This window comes from Hymenobacter lutimineralis (assembly GCF_008271285.1).
Taxonomy (GTDB): domain Bacteria; phylum Bacteroidota; class Bacteroidia; order Cytophagales; family Hymenobacteraceae; genus Hymenobacter; species Hymenobacter lutimineralis.
This window is the reverse complement of sequence record NZ_VTHL01000005.1, coordinates 188,283-210,056: the sequence shown is the minus strand read 5'-3', so window position 1 is coordinate 210,056 and position 21,774 is coordinate 188,283. Positions and strand designations below refer to the sequence as shown.

Below are 21,774 nucleotides of genomic sequence, written 5' to 3'. Positions count from 1 at the left end.
GCTCTCTTGCAAAAAGGCCCACTGACCCAAGTTCAGTGGGCCTTTTTCGTTTATTGCTTGGGCTCGGCACCGCCAGAGAGCCGGCCTTGGCCTTGCTAACTCCTCCATTACTACGGCCAGCTCAGGGCAGATAAAACAGGGCAGGGCGATTTTGGCCAACCCTTCGGCGGCCTGTTGCCGGGCTATTTTACCAGCGCCAGCACTTCTACCGGCCCCTGCGCCGGGAAACGCTCCACGTATACCTTGCCCAGCTTGATCTTCTCCTGTTCGGCGAAGTGCTTGATGCCGGAGTACAGCTTGTCGGGGGCTACCATATAGCTGGCCTGGACCCGCGCCCGCACCACGCGCTGGCCTCCACTGAAGGTGCTGTAGCGGTAGCCAGTAGGTAGGGTTTGTGAAGTGGTATCCGCCACGATAAGGCCCACAAAGGCTTTTACCGTATCACCGGCCGCTTCAGGGTCGTTATAATACACGTTACCCAGGTCGCCGCGCAGCTGGCCGCTTTCCTGGAGCTGGTGAGCCTGCCGGAACAGCGGACCGAAGTCTTTGCTATCGGCGCGGCCCTGGAAATAGCGGCCCGCCAGAAAGATAGGCTCCTTGGTCGTGAGCAGCTCCACTTCAGCAGTGGTGAACCCACCCAAGTAGGCATAAATGCCCGCTACAGTAGCTATTACAGCCAGGGAAAGCAACAGAAACCAACGGTTCATCCGGAAAAGTTAAGGGTGATTAAGTCAATGCATCTTTGTACTGCATCTGGTAGAGCTGGGTGTAGTAGCCGCCCAGGCGCAGCAGTTCCTCGTGAGTGCCGCTCTCCTTGATTTCGCCTCGGTCGAGCACGATGATGCGGTCGGCTTTCTGGATAGTGCTCAGACGGTGGGCAATAACGAGGGAAGTGCGGCCCTGCATCAGCTTTTCAATGGCTTGCTGAATCAGCTCCTCCGTCTCGGAGTCAACCGAGGAGGTGGCCTCATCCAGAATGATGATGCGGGGCTGATACACCATGGCCCGCACGAAGCTAATAAGCTGGCGCTGGCCCACGGACAATGTGGCGCCGCGCTCCATCACCTGGTAGCCCAGGTCGCCGGGCAGCCGCTCGATAAAGCGCCGAGCACCTACCAGGTCGGCGGCTTGCCAGATCTGCTCATCGGTGATGTCGGCGTTGCCCAGGGTGATGTTGTCCCGAATGGTGCCGGCAAACAGAAACACGTCCTGGAGCACCACGCCGATGTGGCGGCGCAGGTGCTTGAGGTCATACTCGCGCAGGTCGTGCCCATCGATGCGGATGGTGCCCCGGTTGATTTCGTAGAAGCGGCTGAGCAGGTTGATGATGCTGGTTTTGCCGGCGCCCGTGGCCCCCACGAAGGCCACCGTCTGGCCAGCCTGGGCTTGGAAGTTGATGTCGCGCAACACCCATTCTTCCTCGTTGTAGGCAAACCACACGTGGTCAAACTCCACGTCGCCGCGCAGGGTAGCAGGGGTGTAGGTGCCGTTATCGGCAATCAGCTCCTTGCTGTCCAAGAGCTTGAGCAGGCGCTCCGTGCTTACCAGGCCCAGCTGCAGGGTATTGAACCGGTCGGCAATCTGGCGGATGGGGCGGAAAAACAGCGCGTTATACATGATGAAGGCAATAAGTGCGCCCTTGGAAATGGTGCCCTCAATCTGGCCCTGGGCCGCGTACCATACCAACAGCCCCACCCCTACTGCCGCCAGCACCTCGGCCACCGGAAAGTAGATGCTGTAGTAGAGCACCGAGCGGATGTTGGCGCGGGTATGCTCCCGGTTGATCTTCTCAAACTTGCGAAACTCCCGCTGCTCGTTGTTGAATATCTGCACCACGTTCATGCCCGTCAGGTGCTCCTGCACAAAGGAGTTGAGGCTGGCTACGGCCGTGCGCACTTCCTGAAACGACTTCTTGACCTTCTCCTTGAACACGTAGGTGCTGAACAGCAGTGGCGGAATAACGGAGAGGCTCACCAGCGTCAGGCGCCAGTCGATGTAGAACATGAAGGCCATGATGAACACCAGCTGCAGGATGTCGCCAATCATGGCTGCCAGCCCTTCGCTGAACACATCGGACAGGGTTTCCACGTCGGAGATGTTACGGGTCACAAGCTGGCCGATGGGCGTGCGGTCGAAAAACTTCAGGCGCAGGTCCAGAATGTGGCGGTAGAGGTCCACCCGAATGTCGCGCACGATGTACTGGCCTAGCCAGCCGCCAAAGTACGTTTGCAGGTAGCTGACCAGGGTGTGGGCCACCAGCAGCACAATCAGCAGCCCGAACATCTTGTTCACGCCCACCATGTCGCCCTGCTCGATGCTCACGTCCACCATTCGCTGAATGAGGAAGGGGCGCAGCGTGCCTAGGGCGGCGGTAGCAATGGTCAGAAAAATCAGGAAGTAGAAAATGCGCTGGTAGGGCCGCACGTACGTCATCAGCCGGCGCAGCACCTGCCAGTCGAAGATGTTACCGGTTTTGGTGGCGGTAGTGGCTTGCTCCATATAGTGCTAGGTAGTGAGGTAACAGGTAACAAGCGAGAAGCCCTATTGCTTTGCTCGCCCTAGTGCCATACGCCTGTTACGTACTGGCAAAGTACGGCAAACCCACGGGCAGGGTCACGTTGGCGACCAGCTCGGCGGGGTACTCTACGCGGCACAGGAACAAGCCCTGGGCCGCTGCCGCGCCGCTCGCGTGCACGCGCTGCAAGCTGCGCAGCACGTCGCCATACTGGGCCGGCGTGAGCTTACCCCGGCCTACATCCAGCAGGGTACCCACCACCAGCCGCACCATGCCCCGCACAAAACGGTTGGCCCGGATCTGGAACACCAGTCCGCCCGGTACGCGGTGCCAACCCGCCTCGTAGCAGTGGCAGCGGTAGTGCTTTTCGCTGCCTTTCACCTTCGAGAAGCTGGTGAAGTCATGCTCACCCACGAGAAAGGCAGCGGCTTCGTTCATGGCCTCCACGTCGGGGGCGCGGTCCAGGTACAGGGTGTGGGCCGGGGCGAATGGGTCGGGCACGAGGCGCACATGGTACTGGTAGGTGCGGGCGGTGGCATCGAAGCGGGCGTGGGCTGCGGCGGGCACTGGGTGCACGGCCAGCGCCCGGATATCCTGAGGCAGGGCCCGGTTGAGGCGGTAGAGAAGCGTAGGCAGGTCGAGGCTTTCGGGCACCTCGGCGTCGAAGTGCGCTACCTGGTGGCTGGCGTGCACACCCGAGTCGGTGCGGCCGCTGCCCAGGCAGTACACCGGCTGGCGCAGCACCTGCGAAAGGCGCCGATCCAGCTCCTGCTGCACCGTTACGGTATTGGGCTGAATCTGCCAGCCGTGGTACTGGGTACCGTCGTAAGCCAGGTGAAGAAAGTAGCGCACGAATAAATGGGTAAGAGTTGAAGGCTCTATGGCTAAAGTCGGACAGAAAGAGGGTAGCCGAGTCTGAAAACCCTGCTACCCTCCCGCTAACTGATATCCGGCTACCGCCTTATACCTTCTCGTAGATGACGGCGGCACCCTGACCTACGCCCACGCACATAGCGGCCAGGCCGTAGCGGGCCCCTTCGCGGCGCTGCATTTCGTGCACCAGGGTAGCCGTGATGCGGGCGCCGGAGCAGCCCAGCGGGTGCCCAATGGCAATAGAGCCCCCGTTCACGTTCAGCTTAGTGGTGTCGAGGCCCAGGTCGCGGATGCAGGCTAGGCTCTGGGCGGCAAATGCTTCGTTCAGCTCAATCAGGTCGATGTCGTCGAGGGTGAGGCCGGCGCGCTGCAGCACTTTGCGGATGGCGGGTACCGGCCCGATGCCCATGTAGGCGGGGTCGACGCCGGCCACGGCCGAGGCCACCACGCGGGCCAGAGGCTTTAGCTTGAACCGCTCCAGGGCCTCGTCGTTGACGAGCATCACGGCGGCCGCACCGTCGTTGATGCCCGCCGAGTTACCGGCCGTTACGGTGCCGTCCACGGGCTGAAAGGCGGGCTTGATGGTGGCCAGTTTTTCCAGCGACGACAGGCGCGGCTGCTCATCGGTATCGAACAGGGCCGCATCGCCCTTAGGCTGCTGAATGAACACGGGCACAATTTCGCGACGGAACCGGCCTTTCTCGTTGGCACGCTGGTACTTCAGCTGCGAGTTGAAAGCAAACTGGTCCTGCTCCTCCCGAGTGATGCCGTAGCGCTTGGCTACGTTCTCGGCCGTTTCGCCCATGGCAAACGGGTGGTGCATTTTGGCCAGCTTGGGGTTCACAAAGCGCCAGCCCAGGGTAGTGTCGTGGGCGGTAAAGTCGCGGGCGAAGGCCGTGGACGACTTGGCAACCACGAAGGGGGCACGCGTCATGCTTTCGGCGCCACCGGCCAGGTACACGTCGCCCTCCCCTGCCTTAATAGCCCGGGCGGCGTCGATAATGCTTTGCAGGCCGGAGGCACACAGGCGGTTCACGGTGTTGCCACCCACCGATAGGGGCAGGCCAGCCAGCAGCGCGGCCATGCGGGCCACGTTGCGGTTGTCTTCGCCGGCCTGGTTGGCGGCACCCATAATTACGTCTTCAATAGCCGCTTTATCCACGGAGGGGTTGCGGCGGAGCAGCTCGCGCAGCACGTGCGCGGCCATGTCGTCGGGACGTACGCTGCTGAGCGCGCCGCCAAATTTGCCGATTGGCGTGCGGACGGCGTCCACGATATAGGCTTGGGGCATGGAAGTAAAATGCGGTTTTTCCGGTGGTTGTTGGCTACTTTTGCCGGCCCCAGCTTAGCCGGGGCTTCGTTGAATCAATCAACCCACAAAGATGATACAAAGAATTCAAAGCGTATTCCTTCTGCTCTTGGCATTGTCCATGTTAAGCGTAGTATTCCTGCCGATCTGGTCGAAAACTGATCCGCTTTCCAATCAGGAAGTTGTGCTTACCGCCACCAAGCTCGCGTTTACCAAAGGTCAGGGCCCGACCACCAATACCTGGCCCATTGCGGCGCTGGCGGTAGCGGCGGCGGCCGTGGCCGTGTTCGAGATTTTTCAGTTCCGCAACCGGATTCGTCAGCACCAGATCGGTGTTTTCAACCTGTTGCTCATCATGAGCACCATCGGGGCAGGTTTTTACTATTCCAGTATTGGTGAGCGGCTCCTGAACATCAAAGTACCCGGCACCTTCGAAGCCGGCTTTTACCTGCCCACGCTGGCGCTGTTGCTCAACGTACTGGCTAACCGTTTTATCCGTCGCGACGAGAAGCTCGTGCGCAGCATGGACCGGCTTCGCTAACACCGTAGCCAAACAGAAAAGAAAGGCCCCCTTGTTCAAGGGGGCCTTTCTTTTTTGGGGTTTGTAGCCCACTACCGGCGGGGCTGCTGGCTTACGTATTCCTGGAGTTCCTTCACATTCGAGTTGAAGCTGAACAGCTCGTATACCTGGTAGAAGTTCTGGGGGTCGATGAGGCGGCCGTAGGCATACTTGGCCAGCGCTACCCGCTGGTCTTCAAAGCTGAAGACGCGCAGCAGACGCTTGAGGTCCTCGGTGCGCAGGGCCGCGCGGGACACACCATCCTGCAATATGACTAGCTTGTCTTTATCAAATGCCTTGCGCTCGGCCGCCCGCACTAGGGCTTCTACTTCCTGAGACTTCAGCACAACGGGATAGTTGTTGCGGTAGTCGTCGGCGGGGCGGCTTTGGGCGCTGTACTGCTGCAGTTCCTTTACGTTGGAGTCGAAGTTGAACAGCTCGTACACTTGGTAGAAGTTCTGGGGGTCGGCCACGTGCTCGTACGAGTACTTGGCCATTTCCAGGCGCTGGCTTTCAAAGTCGAAGCCTTTAAGCAGGCGCTTGAGCTCTTCCGTACGAATAGCCGACTGCGCCAGGGCTTCTTTGGCAATGGGCAGCTTTTCACTATCGAAGGGCTTTTTATCCAGCACCCGAAGCAGCGCGTCCACATCGGCGGAACTCATCAGGGAGCGGTACTGCCCGTTATAGTAGTCGGGGCGGCGGTCATCTTCCCGGTCATCCCGCCGGTCGTCGTAGCGCCCGTCGCGGTCCGGGCGGTCTTGGTCGCGGTTGCCATAGTTGCCCTCGCGGTCCTGGTCGCGGTTGTCGTAGCGGCCGTTGCGGTCATCGTCCCGGTCGTCGTAGCGCGGGTCGGGGTTGCCGTAGGGGCCGGGGTAGTCGTCGTAACGGGGGTTGCGGCGCCACTCCCCCCGCATCGGCACCGCAGAGGCTTTGCGCAGCACCGGGGCGTAACCCTGCCGGGTTACCAGCACGTAGTTCGTCTCGTAGCCGGCATCCAGGAATACTTTGGTGCGGTAGTTTACGTAGCCCCGGCCGGCCGGAATCCGAAACTCTGCCCAGTGGGTGCCGGGCCGCACCCGGTCGAGGTACACCTCGCGGGCTACGCGGCGGGTCAGCATGCGGCCGTCGAAAATCAGCTTGAACGGGATGCCTCGCTCGGAAATAAAGTTAACGTTGGCCGGAGCAGCCAGGAGTTGCGCAGCCCATAGCAGGAAGCTGCAGCAAAGAAGTAGTGCCTTTTTCATGGCAGAGCGCGTAAACCGGGCCGTGTAGCTGACCCTTGACAGGACATTTTCAAGGATTGTGCCAATCCGGAACTTTATCCGGGCAAGGGCTGTTGCGACGCCCTTTTCAGCTAGTATACTCCATAAAAAAAGGCCGGTACAATGCGTACCGGCCTTTTTTATGAAACGAACAAACTTATTGCGCAATGCGCGTCACCTTGAACTCGGTGCGGCGGTTGCGCTGGTGCTCATCCTCGGTGCGGGCGTTTTTCAGCACTGGGCGGGTTTCGCCGTAGCCCTTGGCCGTAATTCGGTTTTTGGCAATGCCCTTGGAAATGATGTAGTCGACAGCCGATTGTGCCCGTTTCTGCGAAAGGCTCAGGTTATAGGCATCTTTACCGCGGGAGTCGGTGTGGGAGCTTAGCTCAATGGTGATTTTCGGATTATCCACCAAAGTTTGCACCAGCTTGTCCAGCTCCAGGGCGGCATCCGGCCGAATGTTCCACTTATCGTAGTCGTAGAAGATATTCTCGACCACAATGGCCTTGTTTACCACGATTTTGCCCAAGATGAGTGTCACGGGCAGCTTAATGTCGTTCTGCTCAGCGGGCAGCTGGTCCTGGGCGGGCACTTTGCCCACCGTCGTCAGGCTCTGCCGGGCGGTGAAGTAGCCGGATCGGTCGGCGACGAGCGAGTAGGCGCTGGCCGTATCGAGCTTGAAGCTGAATTTCCCGTCGGGACCCGACTTGGTTTCTTGAAGGCGCTGGCCGTTAGAACTGAGCAGCACCACGTCTTCGCCGGCTACCGGCTTGGTTTCGCCGGTTTTCGCGTCACTCTCCAGCAAGGTGCCATCGGCGTAGAGCGTAACCAGCTTCAGCGGCTTTTTGCGGAACAGGTACAAATCGTCGGAGCCCTTGCCTCCACTCCGGTTGGAGGAAAATACGCCGGCATCCTTGCCGGTGAAAAATGGGGCAAAGTCGTCGCCGGAGCTATTGATGGGGGCGCCTACGTTCTTCACTTGCCCTTTTTCTACCCGGAATATGTCGAGCTTTCCTAAGCCAGGATACCCATCAGAGGAGAAATACAGCGTGCCATCGGGCGCCACGGCGGGAAAGTTCTCGTTGCCGGGCGTGTTGATTTTCTCCCCCAGGTTCTCGGGCGCAGAGAAACGGTTGCCCTCTTCCAGGGTGGCTTTGTAGAGGTCGTTGCCGCCGCTGCCGCCGGTCCGGCTGGAGGCAAAGTAGAGGGTCCGGCCATCGGGCGAAAACGCCGGTGAGAAGTCATCCGCGGTTTTGCTGTTCAGGCCGCGCACCAGTTCGGGCGCCGTCCACTCATTGCCCCGGAAGTAGGACACAAACAGGTCTACGCTCTGGTAGCCTTCCTTGGCCTGCTTCTTAGTCCCGTTGTTGGAGCGCGCAAACACCATCATCTTGCCATCCGACGAGTAGGTGGCGCTGGCCTCGTGCTTGTCCTCGGAGTTGAACACCGGCTCCAACCGGCGGATGCTCCGCCCCCCCGTGAGCTTAGGCTCCGCGGCCAGGGTTACGGCGTAGAGGTCATTGAACCCTTCCCCGTTGCCCAGGTACTTCTTGCCGCCCCGCCCGGAGGCAAATACCAGTTCTTTGGTGGTGGGTAGCATAGTCGCCCCAAAGTCGGCCGAGGGGGAATTGACGGAATCCAGGGCCTGCACTTCGTTGTTGGTGCGCATGGCCAGCAATTCCGGCACCAGCTTGGTGTTTTTGGCTTCCAGCTCGGCCCGGCTCGTCAGCTTGGCATTGGCCCCGTTCTGGGCATAGGCCTCAAACTGCGTGGTGGCTTCCTCGTACTTGCCGTTGGCTTTCAGGGCCTCGGCGTAATAAAACTTGGCGTCGTTGGATTTCACGCCGCCGCCAATGGCCGCGTTGTAGTACTCCTCGGCCTGCTCAATGCGGTTGGATAGGCGGTACGACTCGGCAATACGGTAGTTGGAAAACGCGGTGCGCTTTCCCTTTTTCACGTCGTCTTTGTAGAGGGGAATGGCGGCCTCATACTCACCTCGCACAAAGCGGCGGTCGGCTTTGGTGAGCTGGTCTGAGGCACTGCAGCCGCCAAGCAACCCCGAGGTGCCGGCCGCCGCGCATATCATTAGAAATTTCCGCATAGGAATAGGGAGGGAAGGGTCAGGCTAAGGCGTACGAGGTGAAGTAAACGCTGGCTGCCGCGAAACAAGTATAAGCAGTTTGGCTAGGATTGTACCGCCCTCAGGCCAGCGGAGTTGCCGCCGCCGCGAAATACCGGGCCAGCCAGGTCGTGTGCGCCGGTGCAGGCCACTTCTGCTGCAGTTCTCCCACCGTGGAAATGGTGTTGTCGAAGTAGGGCGTTGTGGGTTGCACCTGGCCCTCCGCTACGGCCTTGCGCACACTCAAGCGGTCCAATAGCTGCACTTGGTCACCCAGCAAAAAAGCCAGTTGGGCCTTATCCAGCAGCTGAATATCCAGCCCTTCCTCCAGCCCACGCACGAAGCGCACGGAGGCGTCGATGGAGCAGCCACTGGCGTCGGCTACGGCCTCGTCCAGCCCAATTACCAGAAACTGCCCGTGCAGAATTTCCGCCGAAGCGGCCAGGGTGCGGCCGTGGCTGGTCCACTCCTGGGCAAACTGCTGTAAGGCCGGCTGCACCGCCGCTATTTCGGCCGCCGTAAAAGGCCGGTTGGCCTGGTAAATCCACACACGGGCCGAAGCGGGCAATTGGTTGAAGGGAACGTACACGGACCTCAGATTTTACGAATGAGAAACGGATGTGACGGATAAGCGGCCTGAAAGCCACCTGCCAAATCATCTATCTTACTACAAATAAACAGCCCCGCCCGGAAGTTCCGGCGCGGGGCTGTTATTCGGTTGCCCGTTTCCAGTTGCTTGTTGCCAGAGCTCTATCAATTGGCAGCTCGCAACTGGAAACAGGTAACTAGGCGTTAAGGCCTTCAGCGGAGGCAATGAGCTCGGCCAGGTCGAATACCTGCACGTCCGATTCCCGCTCTTTGTTTTTCACGCCGTCGGCCATCATGGTCATGCAGAACGGGCAGGCTACAGCAATTACGCTACCGCCGCGGTTGGAGCCGGCGGGCAGCACCGGGGCGGTGCTTTCCACGCCCTGCAGGTTCAGCAGCACGTCGGCGTCGCCGTCGAGGGTGGCCAGGGCTTCCTCGGCCCGCTCGATGTTAACATCCTTTTTGCCGGGCTCGGGCTCCTTCCACATCTGGGCCCCGCCGGCCCCGCAGCAGAGGCCGTTGGTTTTGCAGCGCTTCATTTCCAGCAGGTCGGCGTCCAGCACTTCCAGCACGGCGCGGGGCGCCTCGTAGATGTTGTTGGCGCGGCCCAGGTAGCAGGAGTCGTGGAAGGTGATGCGGCGGCCCTTGAACGACTCGCCGCCCTCGGCCTTCACCTTACCTTCGTTGATGAGCTGCTGCAGGAAGGTGCTGTGGTGAATCACCTCATACTCGCCGCCCAGCGCGGGGTACTCGTTCTTGATGGTGTTGAAGCAGTGCGGACAGGCCGTTACCACCTTTTTGATGCCGTAGCCATTGAGGGTGGTAATGTTCTGCATGGCCTGCATCTGAAACAGGAACTCGTTACCGGCACGCTTGGCCGGGTCGCCGGTGCAGCTTTCTTCCATGCCCAGCACCGCGTAGTTCACGCCCACGTGCTCCAGAATGCGCACAAAGGCGCGCGTCACGCGCTTGTACCGGTCGTCGAAGGCCCCGGCGCAACCTACCCAAAACAGGATTTCCGGTGTTTCGCCCCGCGCAGCCAGATCAGCCATCATCGGAACACTTACTTGGCGCTTGGCAGTTAACTCAGCCATTATTGTTGGTTGACGCTAGTCAGTTTGATGTTGAGGAAGGCGTCATGCGCACGTGCATGCAGCCGCTAAGTTGCTAGGCCACCGGGGCCGTTTTCTCGTTCAGGTACAGGTCGTCGGCCCAGTTGAAGCGGTCTGAGGGCGAAAAGGCCCAGGGTGCCCCATTGTTCTCGATGTTGGAGAACATGACGTTGAGAGAGTTGGGCGCAGCCGATTCTTCCAGCACCAGGAAGCGGCGCATTTCCACAATGCTTTCCAAGGGGTTAATGTTTACCGGGCAGGCCTCTACGCAGGCATTGCAGGTAGTGCAGGCCCATAGCTCCTCGGGCGTCACGTAGCCGCGCAGCAGGGTGTGGTTTTCGCGGTCCAGCTGCTCCTGTGGGTCGTGCTTGGCTTCCTTGCCGTAGAGGTTGGGGTTGAAGATCAGCGGGGCGTTGTACTTCTCTTCCATCCGGTCGCGCGTGTCCATGATGATCTTGCGCGGGGAAAGCAGTTTGCCCGTCAGGTTGGCGGGGCACACCGAAGTGCAGCGGCCGCACTCGGTGCAGGAGTAAGCATTCAGCAGGTTGGTCCAGGCCAGGTCGTTCACGTCCTTGGCGCCGAAGGGCGTGGGCGCAGCGGCCGAGCCATCGGGTTCCGTTGCAGGGGCTGGCACTTGGTAAGTGGGGTCCATCATGGCCTTCACCTCGTGGGTGATGCTGTCCACGTTCGAGAACTGCCCCTGCGGCACCAGCCGGGAGTAGTACACGTTTGGGAAAGCCATGATGATGTGAAAGTGCTTGGACGAAGGCAGGTAGTTCAGAAACAGCAGGATACCCACAATGTGCGCCCACCAGCCCACGCGCTCCAGCACATGCAGGGCCGTGGGGCTGTCGGGCAGCAGGCCCGTGAGGAACTGGCTGATGGGGAAAGCGCCGGGGAGGTCGGCCCCGTGCAGCTTCAGGTCGGCGGCATTCATGGTGAACAACGCCATCATCAGCACCACTTCGATGTAGAGAATGACATTGGCATCAAGCCGGGGCCAGGCGCGCATTTCCGGGCCGGTAAACCGCCGTACGCCTTTTACATTACGCCGCCACCATAGCGCCACCACAGCCAGCACCACCAGCGCACCCAGGATTTCGTTGGTACCCGTGAGCAGCGAGTACAGCGGCCCCAGAAACTGTAGCACCCGGTGCGTGCCGAAGATGCCGTCAATCAAAATCTCAATGACTTCAATGTTAATGACAATGAAGCCTACGTAAACGATGAGGTGCAGAAAGGCGGGTGTTAGGCGCTTAAACATTTTCTGCTGCCCAAAGGCTACTAGCAGCGTTTTCCACAGCCGTTCGCTCACATGGCCGCTCATGTCCCGGTCGCGTCCAACGAGAATGTTGGCCCGGATCTTCCGCGTTTGCCAGGCAAACAGGCCAAAGCCTGCCACTGCTACCAGCAGAAAGAGGATGTTTTGGATAGAAAAGTGCACGGAGAAATGGGTAGGTTTGGGGTTTAGGCCGAAATATACTCGTTATGCATAACAAATCCGTTTTTTTCCGGCCGGGAAGTTTTTTTTGCTCTACGCCTTGTAGGTTACGTTTGGTTTACTACTTTTGTGCTCCCCAACGGCCATAAGGGCTTATTTACGGGACGATGGTAATGTAGCTCAGTTGGTAGAGCACAGCACTGAAAATGCTGGTGTCGTTGGTTCGATTCCAACCATTACCACTAGAAGCCCTCTTTGCAGACTGCGAAGAGGGCTTTTTTGTTTTCCGGGGCGCTGGGCTGAATCGTCTTTTTAGGCTGCCTAAAACCTTGGGGCGGCGGGCTGACTTTACAAGAAAAGCCCAGCACTGGTACTTTTTCCACCAAGTTTCGGTTTAGGAAGTCTAAGTTGCTGCTTAGATAAAAGTAATTCCTTGATTTGTGGAAGAGTAGCCCTTGCTGCTATACTGCACCTAACTCTTCCCATGTCGAAACCCGTCCGTTTTACCAACACTACCCAGTCTGCCTTTTTCGCCACGGTACGCCAGCGCGTCGATGCTTACTTTCAGCAGCAAGGTGTTTCCAAGTATGCCAATGGGGCCATGTGGGGCAAAACAGTCTTTTATCTCACCGGATTCGTGGTGGCGTATGCGCTGTTAGTCTCCAACCAGTTTGGCCTGGGTGTGATGGCGCTGCTGGCCGGCACCCTCGGGGCCCTTTGTGCTTTTATCGGCTTTAATGTTTGCCACGACGCTATTCATAGCTCTTTTTCGGCCAACAAGCGCGTCAACAAGGTATTTAGCCTGCTGTTTAACCTGATTGGGGCTAATCCTTACATGTGGAGCATTACGCACAACGTGGTGCACCACACGTACACCAACATTCCGGGCCACGACGAAGACATTGAAGTAGCCCCAGGCTTGGTGCGCTTATCAGCAGAAGAGCCGGTAAAAAAGGTGCAGCGCTACCAGCACTTTTATGCCTTCCCGCTGTACGGACTGGCCTCATTGTCTTGGGTGCTGCGCAAAGACTACATCAAGTTCTTCAAGGACAAGATCGGGCAGCACGATAACCGCAAGCACCCGCGCAAGGAGTACTTCAACCTGTTTTTTTACAAGGCCCTCTACTACGTTCTGTTCATCGTGCTGCCGCTGGTGTTGCTCGATATCACTTGGTGGCAGTTTGTGCTGGGCTTCCTGCTGATGCACTTCGTGGAAGGCTTGGTGCTGGGTTTGGTGTTTCAATTGGCCCACGTAGTAGAAGGCACGGCGTTTCCCCTGCCCGACGAAACCGGCGACATGCGCGAAGCCTGGGCAGCCCACCAGATGCGGACTACCGCCAACTTCTCTACCAACAGCAAGCTGGCGCATTTCTTATGTGGTGGTCTCAACCAACAGATTGAGCACCACCTCTTTCCGAAGATCTGCCATATTCACTACCCGGCCATTGCCGGCATCGTGAAGCAGACGGCCCACGAATTCTCTCTACCCTACCTGGAGAACCGCACATTTTTCTCGGCCCTTCGGTCCCACTACCGCGTGTTGCGCAAAATGGGCAAGGAAGCTTATACTGCCCAGCTGCTGGTGCCAGCTGCGGCTTAGGTGCCCGGAATTTCCTGTCCTAGCTGAACAGTAGAAACCAACCTCGGGGCGGGGCGTACGCACAGGAAACCATTTTCCTGCTTGCTATGTCCACTCCCGTTTCCACTGCGCGCACTTCCGGCGCTACGCAATCCGTCTGGTTTCCTACGGCCGATGCCGTGTCTTCCTTCAAGGTCCTCGGGCAAAATATCACGGCCGACGTGGTAGTGGTTGGGGCCGGCATAGCGGGGCTTACCACGGCCTATCTACTGGGGAAGGAAGGAAAGAAAGTAGTAGTGCTGGAAGATGGGGAAATTGCCAGCGGGGAAAGCGGCCGAACTACCGCGCACTTATCCAACGCCCTCGACGACCGATATTCCACCCTGGAGCAGCTGTTTGGACAGGAAGGCGCCCGGCTGGCGGCCGAAAGCCACGGGGCCGCTATTGATGAAATCGAGAAAATCGTGCTGGCCGAGCAGATAGCCTGTGATTTTACCCGGCTCAATGGGTACCTGTTTTTACCGGCCAATGGCAAGGAGCAGGAGCTCACCGATGAGTTGGAAGCGGCCCACCGGGCTGGCTTGAAAAGCGTGAAGAAGCTGGCCGACTCCGGTACCCAGGGCTTTCATACCGGCCCCTGCCTGCGCTTTCCCGACCAGGGCCAGTTCCATATTCTGAAGTACCTGAACGGGCTGGTTGCGGCTATTACGCGGCAGGGCAGCCGCATTTTCACGCACACGCACGTGGCCACGGTAGAAGGCGGCCACGCCGCCCGCGTGGTAACGGACAGCGGACACGAAGTGAAGGCGGACGCGCTGGTTATTGCAACGAACACGCCTTTCAACGACCGGGTAGTGATGCACACAAAACAGGCTCCCTACCGCACGTACGTCGTAACGGCCCGCGTTCCGAAAGGGTCCGTTACCCAGGCGCTGTACTGGGATACTGCTGACCCCTACCACTACATCCGGTTGCAGGAAGCTCCTGGTGAGGAATACGACTACCTGATTGTAGGCGGCGAAGACCACAAAACCGGCCAGGAGGCCAACCCGGAGGAACGCCTACGCTGCCTGGAAGAATGGACCCGGAAGCATTTCCGCCAAATCACCAGCATTGATTTTCGCTGGTCGGGCCAAGTGATGGAGCCCACCGACGGGCTGGCCTACGCGGGCCGCAACCCCTTAGACAACGACAATGTGTACCTGATTACCGGCGACTCGGGCCACGGCATGACGCACGCCACGTTGGGCGCCATAATCATTCGGGACTTGATTTTGGAGCGCCCCAATGCCTGGGCCAAGCTGTATGACCCGGGCCGCATTACGCTCAAGCCGGAGTCTATCAAGGAATTTGTGCGCGAGAACGTGAACGTAGCCGCCGAATATACCGAGCTCCTTACCGGCGGCGACGTTTCCACCCCCGAGGAAATTGCCGCTGGGTCGGGCGCAGTATTGCGGCGGGGCCTCACCAAGGTGGCGGTGTACAAAGACAAAGCCGGCAAGACGCACGAGTGTTCGGCCATTTGCCCTCACCTGGGCTGCGTAGTACATTGGAATGGGCTGGAAAGCAGCTGGGACTGCCCCTGCCACGGTTCCCGCTTCGATGCCTACGGTAAACTGCTGATGGGCCCGGCCAATAGCAACCTGGCATCTGCCGAAACGGAGTAACCCACAACCTTCCTCAGCGGCTACGGACAGCGGGCTTTCAGCCGGGCGTCCTCGGCGTAGATGTAACCAAGGCGGGCCGAGCGCAAAAAGAACTCGCAGGCAGCCGGACGGTTCTTTTGCGCTTCCGCCAGCCGGCCCAGCAGAAAGTAAATCTGCCCACTACGCGGAGAGTTGATGAGCACCTGCTGGTAATCGGCGCGGGCAGCTTCGTACTCGCCCAGCTTAAACCAGGCCAGCCCGCGATACGTCAGGTAGCGTCCCGAGGGGCTTTTGCCCTGGGCCACGCGCTGTCTTAAGCCCGTAGTCAGGTCCTGAATGGCGGGCCGGAAACGGCGTTGTTCGAAAAGGCGCAACTCGCCGCGCTCCAGCCAGGCGCCGCTTTGGGTTGAGTCCAGGGCCAGGGCGCGGTCGAAGCTCTGCAGGGCCTGCTGCGTTTGGCCAATGGCGGCATGGCACTGGCCCATGCGCCACCAGAGCCGCGCACTCTGCGCCGGCGGGTCGTTGGCGTGCTGCAGAGCCACCGCATAATCTTCCAGGGCCGCCTCGTAGTCGTGGTAAGCCAGCTGCTCAATTTCGCCCCGGCGCCGGTGGGCCTCGGGGTAGTTGGGTTTGAAGTGAATGGCCGCCGACAAGTAGCCGTGCGCGGTGCTCCACTGCTGGGCGGCGTAGGCCTGCAGCCCATCTTCGTAGTTGCTACGCGCCGTTACGTGGTCCATGGTGAGCTTCACGGAAAGCATAAAGGCTGCCAGCAGCAGGATGAACAGGAACGTCAGCAGGTAGTCGCGCCGGGTGAACTGCGTTTTCTGCCGCGGGATAGGCCGGTAGTGTCGCTCCGAGGAAGAGGCCGGGCGGCGGGTACGCAGCGGCCCCGCCATGGGCGGCGGTGCCCCGTAAATGTGCTGGTGCTGGTTGCGGAACTGCTGCTGGCGGCGGGCCTGCTCTAGCTGCTGAGCCTCACGCCAGAGCTGCTGGTCGTAAGCGGCTCGGCGGGCGGGGTCTGACAGCACCCCGTGGGCAATGCTCACCTGCTTAAACAACTCCTCGTACCGGGTATCCCCCTGATGCCGGTCAGGGTGATACCGCAAGGCAAGCTGCTTGTAGGCTTGCTTGATTTCCAGCCGGGTTGCGGTTGGCGAAACGCCCAGGATTTGGTAATGATTCTGGCTCAAGGGGCAGGACTTGGGGCAACAAGTACGCCATTTTTTGAGGCGAACCTAGACGTTGAACAGGGTTTTCCGTATGAAGTTCCATTCCAGTTTGGCTACTATAGGTATTGCCGAGCTGGATTTTCTATCATCTGATGTTCTACTAACTCTTCGCTGCCGCATGGCTTACGACGACGACGCTTCCAAAACGCCCCGCAACGACAGCCTGATGGGGAACCTGATGGGCTACCTCGACACGCGCATCGACCTGATTCGCCTGGAAACCCAGGAAAAGGTGAAGGTAGCTTTTGTGGGCACCGCCCACGGCGTTACCATGGCCCTGATAGGGCTCCTGTTTCTGGTTTTTCTCAGCATCTTCGCGGGCTTGGCGCTCAACGATGCACTTGACAGTTCTTTCTGGGGCTTTGGTATTGTGGCCGGCTTTTACCTCCTGCTGCTCATTATCTTTATCGTAGGCGTCGATAAAAAGCTGTTCCAGGGCCTGGCCGATAAGATGCTGAGCAATACTATCTACAAATCCGACAAACGTCAAGCGTAATTTGCGGCTATGGCTGACCTGCACAACCCCTTGTTCGAAGACGAGAAAGAGTTTCTGGAGCGCCAGAAGCTAGAGTACGAGCGTGCCTTGCTGGGTGACGTAGAGAACATCAAAGAGCAAAGCCAGCGTGTGGGCAAGTATGCCCTGATTGGCGCGGGCTTGGCTGGTAGCATCTGGCTTATTGCCAAAGCGCTGCGCTCCAAGCCGAAATATTCCGATGAGGATGACGAGGAGGCCGAGTATGCCAAGCACCTGCACCAAAATAGCCGCCCCCACCGGCCGGCACCCGTTCCCCGCTCGGCGGTAGACGAAGCCGTAGCCGACGACCTGGGCTTTGGCGTAGGTCACCACCAGTACGACCGGGGCACGCAGGCCGGTACCCACGCAGCCCACCACGACCGTGCTGATTTGGCTCCCGATGTGTACCACACCGATGCTGACCCTTTTCAGCCGACGACAAGCTACGCTCCCGCCAAGGCACCCGCCCGGCGCCGCGTTGCCGCCGAAGCACCAACCACGGATGCTTCGTCCATTGTAGCGGATGCCTTCCATGTTTTTCTGCAATCAGATACCGGGAAGATGCTCATAGCCCAGATTTCGGCCGTTTTGATGGCATACGTGGCGAAAAAAATCGGGGAATATCTGCCTTCGGACAAAAATCCCGACCTTGCAACTTCTCCCGCTCATGAAGCGGCGACGCAGGATATCGACTTCACGTATCACCACGACGACGCGAATGCGCCACAACAGCCTGTATGAAACGCTTAGCACCCGCCGCGCGCACGGCCATAAGTCGCTAGCCGTCCTGCTCGATCCGGATAACCTAGACGAAGCCGGCTGCCAGCATCTACTGGAGCTTTGCGCGCAGCATCCTGTTGAATACTTTTTTGTGGGGGGTAGCCTGGTAATGAACTCACGCCAGGCTACCCTTATTCAATTGCTTAAGAGCCGGTCTTCCGTGCCCGTGGTGCTGTTTCCCAGCCACAGCCTGCACTTGGAAGGCCCCGCCGACGGCATACTGCTGCTTTCCCTGATTTCGGGCCGCAACCCGGAGTTTCTAATTGGCCAGCACGTAATAGCGGCCCCGCTGTTGCGGGCCAGCAACCTGCAGATTCTGCCTACGGGTTATATGCTCGTTGATACCGGGCGCCAGACCACGGCCAGCTACATCAGCGGCACGACTCCCCTGCCCTACGACAAGCCCGGCATAGCCGCTTGCACCGCTATGGCGGGTGAGCAGTTGGGCCTGCGGCTGATGTACCTGGACGGGGGTAGTGGGGCCATGTACCCTGTTTCGGCTGCTATGATTGAGGCCGTGCGGCAGGCAGTAGATGTTCCCCTGGTTGTAGGCGGCGGCATTAATACCGTTGAGAAGGCGCAGGCCGCGCTGAACGCCGGAGCCGATGTAATCGTCGTTGGCAATCAAATCGAAAAGGACCCTTCCTTCCTAGGCGAAGTATCAAGAGCCGTGCACGCCTACAACCAGGTAGCCGTCTGAACCACGGATTCGCGCGGATTTTTCGGATTGAACGGATTTTGTAGTCGGCGCGGACGTTAGGCTCGCATAGTTGATTTGTCCTGCTCATCATCTGTCATCCGGAGCAAAGCGAAGGGCCTTCTCCCGTTGCAGCAAGTCGTGCGGGCGCGAGAAGGTCCTTCGCTTTGCTCCGGATGACAGTGCTATAAACCAAAAAGTCTCGCAGTGTGCGAGGCTTTTTGGTTTGTTGATCGGCCGATTGCGCCGTCCACAAAATCCGCGAAATCCGAAAAATCCGCGCGAATCCGTGGTTTTGGTGCTAGATGTTCATGGCCGACTCGCGGCGGCGCATTTTACCCGCCGGAATACCAAACATCATTTTAAAGCGGCGGCAGAAATAGGCGGTGTCTTTGTAGCCCACTTCTTTGCCGATGTCGCGGATGCTTTTCTTGGTGGTGCGCAGCAGGAATACGGCGCGCTCCATGCGCTGGTACTCGATGTAGTCCTGGGGGTTGATACCCGTGAGCATCTTGAAGTACTGTCCTACATAGTCTTCCGACACGTTGGCTACGCCAGAAAGCACTTTGTTCGACAGGTCGCCGCCCAGGTTCTCCTTGATGTAGTTAAACAGATCGATGAGGCGCGGGTCCTTGAAGTAGGTGCTGTTGGTTGCCAGCTGCTCCACGAACATCTTGTTTTTCAAGATGTAGCGCACAATTTCCACCACAATGTTCTCGGTGTAAATCGTGATGAGCCGCTCCCGGCCGGGCAGCTCCTGCAGGCTTTCTTCCACTACCTTGATGACCAGATTCGCCAGCTTGGAGTTGCCGGTAATCAGGAAAGCCGGCACGTCCAGGGAGGCAAAGAAGTTGACCGAGTCAAACACTTTGGCCTCAAAGCTTACGAAAGAGTGGCTTTCCTCGGCGTCGCCAATCAGGTCCAGGTCGGAGTTGGAATGGAAAAACTTATCCTTGTTGCTGATCAGGTCGTCGTTGGTAATCACCTTACCAGCGGCGTCCCCATACGTCACTTTCGTAGCCCGGCCACCGGGGATAAAGAGCATTTCGCCTTCTTCCACCAGTTGCTGCTCATCGTCGCCAAAGGAGATGCGGCCTTTGTGCAGCAGAATCAGGTTGTTACCGACATCGTAGGAATTGCGCACGGTGAAAGGCTGCTGGAGTACCAGGTTTTTTGCCTTGATATAGCGGACACCGAGCGACTCAATCACTTTATTGTAATCTTCCATAAACCTCTAAAGGGTTGGGTGGCTTGTAGGGAAACGGGCAATAGGTGCCCGGATGTATACAATACAAAACAAGATATAAAAATTCACAAAAACTAAACCCAGCCAAAAAAATGACTGGGTTTAGTGCAATGAATCTGACTTTTAGGCAATTCGAGCCTTATTTCAGGATTTCCCGCGAGATTACAATTTTTTGAATCTCCGAAGTACCCTCGTAAATCTGGGTGATTTTTGCGTCGCGCATCATGCGTTCTACGTGGTACTCCTTCACAAAACCGTAACCACCGTGGACCTGAACGGCCTCAACAGCAGTGTCCATGGCAACTTTGGAAGCAAACAGCTTGGCCATGGCGCCCGATTTGGCGTAGTCCTGGTGCGCGTCCTTGTCGTGGGCGGCTTGCAGGCAGAGCAGGCGGGCCGCATCGATGTTGGTAGCCATATCGGCCAGCTTAAACTGAATGGCCTGGTGCTGGGAAATCGGTACACCAAACGCCTTGCGCTCCTTCGAGTACTTTACCGACAGCTCGTAGGCCCCGGAAGCAATGCCCAGCGCCTGCGCCGCAATACCGATACGACCACCGGCCAGCACCTGCATGGCGAACTTGAAGCCGAAGCCGTCTTCGCCAATGCGGTTTTCCTTGGGCACTTTCACGTCGTTGAACATGAGCGAGCAGGTGTCGGAGCCCCGGATGCCCAGCTTATTTTCCTTAGGCCCCGTCTGGAAGCCTTCCATGCCCTTTTCTACGATGAGCACGTTGATGCCGCGGTGCTTTAGCTCGGGGTTGGTTTGGGCAATAACCAAGTAAACCGAGGCCGTGGTGCCGTTAGTAATCCAGTTCTTGGTGCCGTTCAGCAAGTAGTAGTCGCCTTTGTCTTCAGCGGTGGTGCGCTGGCTGGTAGCGTCGGAGCCGGCCTCGGGCTCCGACAGAGCAAAGGCCCCAATCATTTCACCGGTGGTCAGCTTGGTCAGGTATTTCTGCTTTTGCTCTTCGGTGCCGTACTGCTCCAGGCCCCAGCACACCAGTGAGTTATTCACCGACATGATAACCGAGCAGGAAGCATCAACCTTAGAAATTTCTTCCATGGCCAGCACGTAGCTCACCGTGTCCATACCGCCGCCGCCGTACTCAGGGCTCACCATCATGCCCATAAAGCCTAGCTCGCCCATTTTCTTTACCTGCTCGGCAGGAAACTTCTGGTGCTCGTCGCGTTCGATAACGCCGGCCCACAGTTCGTTCTGGGCAAATTCGCGGGCCGCGGCCTGTACGGCCAATTGTTCTTCGGTGAGCTGAAAATTCATTCTGATGGGTACTTGGGTGGGAATTGGAAAAAGCAAAAGGGTGGTTTGGAAGCTCAACTGGAAAGCCGCGCTATCTGCAATCAAAATTACGCCAAAGTTGCAGATTGCGCAGGCACCGCCGAATTTTTAGGTTACAGGCGCGCTTGGCCGGCCCGTGCACTTCTAGCGCGTGAAAAGCTGCCCTGGCCGACAGCATAAACACAAAAACGGCCGCCCCGTTGTTTTGGGACGGCCGTTTTCTCTGTCTTATTTTTCTAGTACCATCTAGCGCCGGTCGCGGCTACCCATGAAGATGCTCACGTAGTAGAGCAGTGTGGCCAGGGAGCTGAGCGCCGCCACCACGTACGTCATGGCCGCCCACCAGAGGGCATCCTTGGCCATGGCGTGCTCCTGCGTGGTCACGATGCCCCGCTTGTCGATCCAGGCCAGGGCGCGCTTGGAGGCGTCAAACTCCACGGGCAGGGTAACGAAGGCGAACAGCGTAGTGAGCGAGAACAGCACAATGCCCACGCCTAGCGGTATGGGCGTGGTGCGCAGCAGCAGGACGCCCGCCAGCAGTACCAGCGGCATAAACTTGGATACGGCGCTGAGAGTGGGCACCATAGCTGAGCGGAACTGCAGGGCGCTGTAGGCCGTGGCGTGCTGCACGGCGTGGCCGCACTCGTGGGCCGCTACGGCGGCGGCGGCGGCACTACGCGCCCCGTACACTTCCTCGCTCAGGTTGACGGTTTTGTCGGCGGGGTTATAGTGGTCGGTAAGGCGGCCTTCCGTGCTAATGACCCGCACGTCGGTGATGCCATGATCGGCCAGCATCAGCTCGGCAATCTGCTTGCCCGAGAGGCCCGACTGCAGGCCGATCTGCGAGTACTGGCTGAACTTGCTGCGCAAGCGCCATTGAATGATCATGCCGGCGACGGCAGCCAGGATGAGGATAAGGTAGATGGGACCGGTGGAGTACATGGTTCAGAAAAGAAGAAAGTGAACGGGCCTGAACCAAAGTTGCCTCGTGCCGGTGCGCAAGGCAGA

General features: G+C 58.7%; 19 protein-coding genes and 1 tRNA gene. 7 read left to right on the top strand and 13 right to left on the bottom strand.

Translation table 11 applies throughout. From position 1 onward, the window contains the following. Nucleotides 1–182: 182 nt before the first annotated feature. The 4 genes from FY528_RS07390 to FY528_RS07375 form a co-directional block, all read right to left on the bottom strand. Nucleotides 183–707: a porin family protein gene (locus FY528_RS07390; RefSeq protein WP_149070351.1), complete on the bottom strand. Its 525-nt coding sequence runs from the start codon at nt 705–707 to the stop codon at nt 183–185. Between the two features lie 19 nt (nt 708–726). After that, nucleotides 727–2,499 (bottom strand): ABC transporter ATP-binding protein, encoded by a 1,773-nt coding sequence (locus FY528_RS07385; protein ID WP_149070350.1) that lies wholly within the window; start codon nt 2,497–2,499, stop codon nt 727–729. Nucleotides 2,500–2,575: 76 nt separating this feature from the next. Further along, nucleotides 2,576–3,367: a tRNA pseudouridine(38-40) synthase TruA gene (gene truA / locus FY528_RS07380; RefSeq protein WP_149070349.1), complete on the bottom strand. Its 792-nt coding sequence runs from the start codon at nt 3,365–3,367 to the stop codon at nt 2,576–2,578. A 109-nt stretch (nt 3,368–3,476) separates the two neighbouring features. Beyond that, nucleotides 3,477–4,679, bottom strand: a complete 1,203-nt coding sequence (locus FY528_RS07375) for a thiolase family protein (RefSeq protein WP_149070348.1) — start codon at nt 4,677–4,679, stop codon at nt 3,477–3,479. Nucleotides 4,680–4,770: 91 nt separating this feature from the next. On the opposite strand from FY528_RS07375, the gene FY528_RS07370 reads away from it, so the two are divergent. Further along, nucleotides 4,771–5,238: a DUF4293 domain-containing protein gene (locus tag FY528_RS07370; protein ID WP_149070347.1), complete on the top strand. Its 468-nt coding sequence runs from the start codon at nt 4,771–4,773 to the stop codon at nt 5,236–5,238. A 71-nt stretch (nt 5,239–5,309) separates the two neighbouring features. Here the strand turns inward: FY528_RS07370 and FY528_RS07365 are convergent, their stop codons facing one another. From FY528_RS07365 to FY528_RS07345, 5 genes are all read right to left on the bottom strand, one after another. Next, nucleotides 5,310–6,500 carry a proline and serine-rich protein 1 family protein gene (locus FY528_RS07365; RefSeq protein WP_149070346.1) on the bottom strand — a complete coding sequence of 397 codons (1,191 nt, stop codon included), beginning with the start codon at nt 6,498–6,500 and terminating at the stop codon, nt 5,310–5,312. Nucleotides 6,501–6,675: 175 nt separating this feature from the next. Next, entirely contained in the window at nt 6,676–8,619 is a 1,944-nt protein-coding gene (locus FY528_RS07360; RefSeq protein WP_262383939.1) for a CHU_0125 family OmpA-like outer membrane integrity protein, read from the bottom strand. Between the two features lie 100 nt (nt 8,620–8,719). Next, the gene (locus FY528_RS07355) at nt 8,720–9,226 is read right to left on the bottom strand and encodes a hypothetical protein (RefSeq protein WP_149070345.1); all 507 of its coding nucleotides are present in this window, start codon (nt 9,224–9,226) and stop codon (nt 8,720–8,722) included. Nucleotides 9,227–9,422: 196 nt separating this feature from the next. Continuing rightward, nucleotides 9,423–10,277: a (Fe-S)-binding protein gene (locus FY528_RS07350; RefSeq protein ID WP_149070374.1), complete on the bottom strand. Its 855-nt coding sequence runs from the start codon at nt 10,275–10,277 to the stop codon at nt 9,423–9,425. A 115-nt stretch (nt 10,278–10,392) separates the two neighbouring features. Next, entirely contained in the window at nt 10,393–11,781 is a 1,389-nt protein-coding gene (locus tag FY528_RS07345) for a 4Fe-4S dicluster domain-containing protein (RefSeq protein WP_149070344.1), read from the bottom strand. A gap of 166 nt (nt 11,782–11,947) precedes the next feature. Here FY528_RS07345 and FY528_RS07340 point away from each other — a divergent pair. The 3 genes from FY528_RS07340 (at nt 11,948) to FY528_RS07330 (ending at nt 15,024) form a co-directional block, all read left to right on the top strand. Then, nucleotides 11,948–12,020: transfer RNA gene (locus FY528_RS07340), tRNA-Phe, on the top strand. Between the two features lie 242 nt (nt 12,021–12,262). Further along, nucleotides 12,263–13,378 (top strand): fatty acid desaturase family protein, encoded by a 1,116-nt coding sequence (locus FY528_RS07335; protein ID WP_149070343.1) that lies wholly within the window; start codon nt 12,263–12,265, stop codon nt 13,376–13,378. 86 nt (nt 13,379–13,464) lie between these two features. After that, nucleotides 13,465–15,024, top strand: a complete 1,560-nt coding sequence (locus FY528_RS07330; RefSeq protein ID WP_149070342.1) for an FAD-dependent oxidoreductase — start codon at nt 13,465–13,467, stop codon at nt 15,022–15,024. Between the two features lie 20 nt (nt 15,025–15,044). Here FY528_RS07330 and FY528_RS07325 read toward each other — a convergent pair whose 3' ends face one another. Next, complete coding sequence (locus FY528_RS07325; RefSeq protein ID WP_149070341.1) at nt 15,045–16,193, bottom strand: J domain-containing protein; 1,149 nt, start codon at nt 16,191–16,193, stop codon at nt 15,045–15,047. A 157-nt stretch (nt 16,194–16,350) separates the two neighbouring features. Here FY528_RS07325 and FY528_RS07320 point away from each other — a divergent pair, with 157 nt between their 5' ends. The 3 genes from FY528_RS07320 to FY528_RS07310 are packed head-to-tail and all read left to right on the top strand — an operon-like array spanning nt 16,351 to nt 18,226. Further along, complete coding sequence (locus FY528_RS07320; protein ID WP_149070340.1) at nt 16,351–16,728, top strand: phage holin family protein; 378 nt, start codon at nt 16,351–16,353, stop codon at nt 16,726–16,728. A gap of 9 nt (nt 16,729–16,737) precedes the next feature. After that, nucleotides 16,738–17,487: a hypothetical protein gene (locus tag FY528_RS07315; RefSeq protein ID WP_149070339.1), complete on the top strand. Its 750-nt coding sequence runs from the start codon at nt 16,738–16,740 to the stop codon at nt 17,485–17,487. Next, nucleotides 17,480–18,226, top strand: coding sequence for a geranylgeranylglyceryl/heptaprenylglyceryl phosphate synthase (locus FY528_RS07310; RefSeq protein ID WP_373281610.1), 747 nt, complete (start codon nt 17,480–17,482; stop codon nt 18,224–18,226). The genes FY528_RS07315 and FY528_RS07310 overlap by 8 nt, the downstream gene beginning before the upstream one ends. Before the next feature lie 298 nt (nt 18,227–18,524). Here the strand turns inward: FY528_RS07310 and FY528_RS07305 are convergent, their stop codons facing one another. From FY528_RS07305 to FY528_RS07295, 3 genes are all read right to left on the bottom strand, one after another. Continuing rightward, on the bottom strand, nt 18,525–19,451 hold the full coding sequence (locus FY528_RS07305) for a helix-turn-helix domain-containing protein (RefSeq protein ID WP_149070337.1): 927 nt from the start codon (nt 19,449–19,451) through the stop codon (nt 18,525–18,527). Nucleotides 19,452–19,608: 157 nt separating this feature from the next. Next, the gene (locus tag FY528_RS07300; protein ID WP_149070336.1) at nt 19,609–20,748 is read right to left on the bottom strand and encodes an acyl-CoA dehydrogenase; all 1,140 of its coding nucleotides are present in this window, start codon (nt 20,746–20,748) and stop codon (nt 19,609–19,611) included. Between the two features lie 264 nt (nt 20,749–21,012). Next, on the bottom strand, nt 21,013–21,708 hold the full coding sequence (locus FY528_RS07295; protein ID WP_149070335.1) for a zinc metallopeptidase: 696 nt from the start codon (nt 21,706–21,708) through the stop codon (nt 21,013–21,015). Nucleotides 21,709–21,774: the final 66 nt, after the last annotated feature.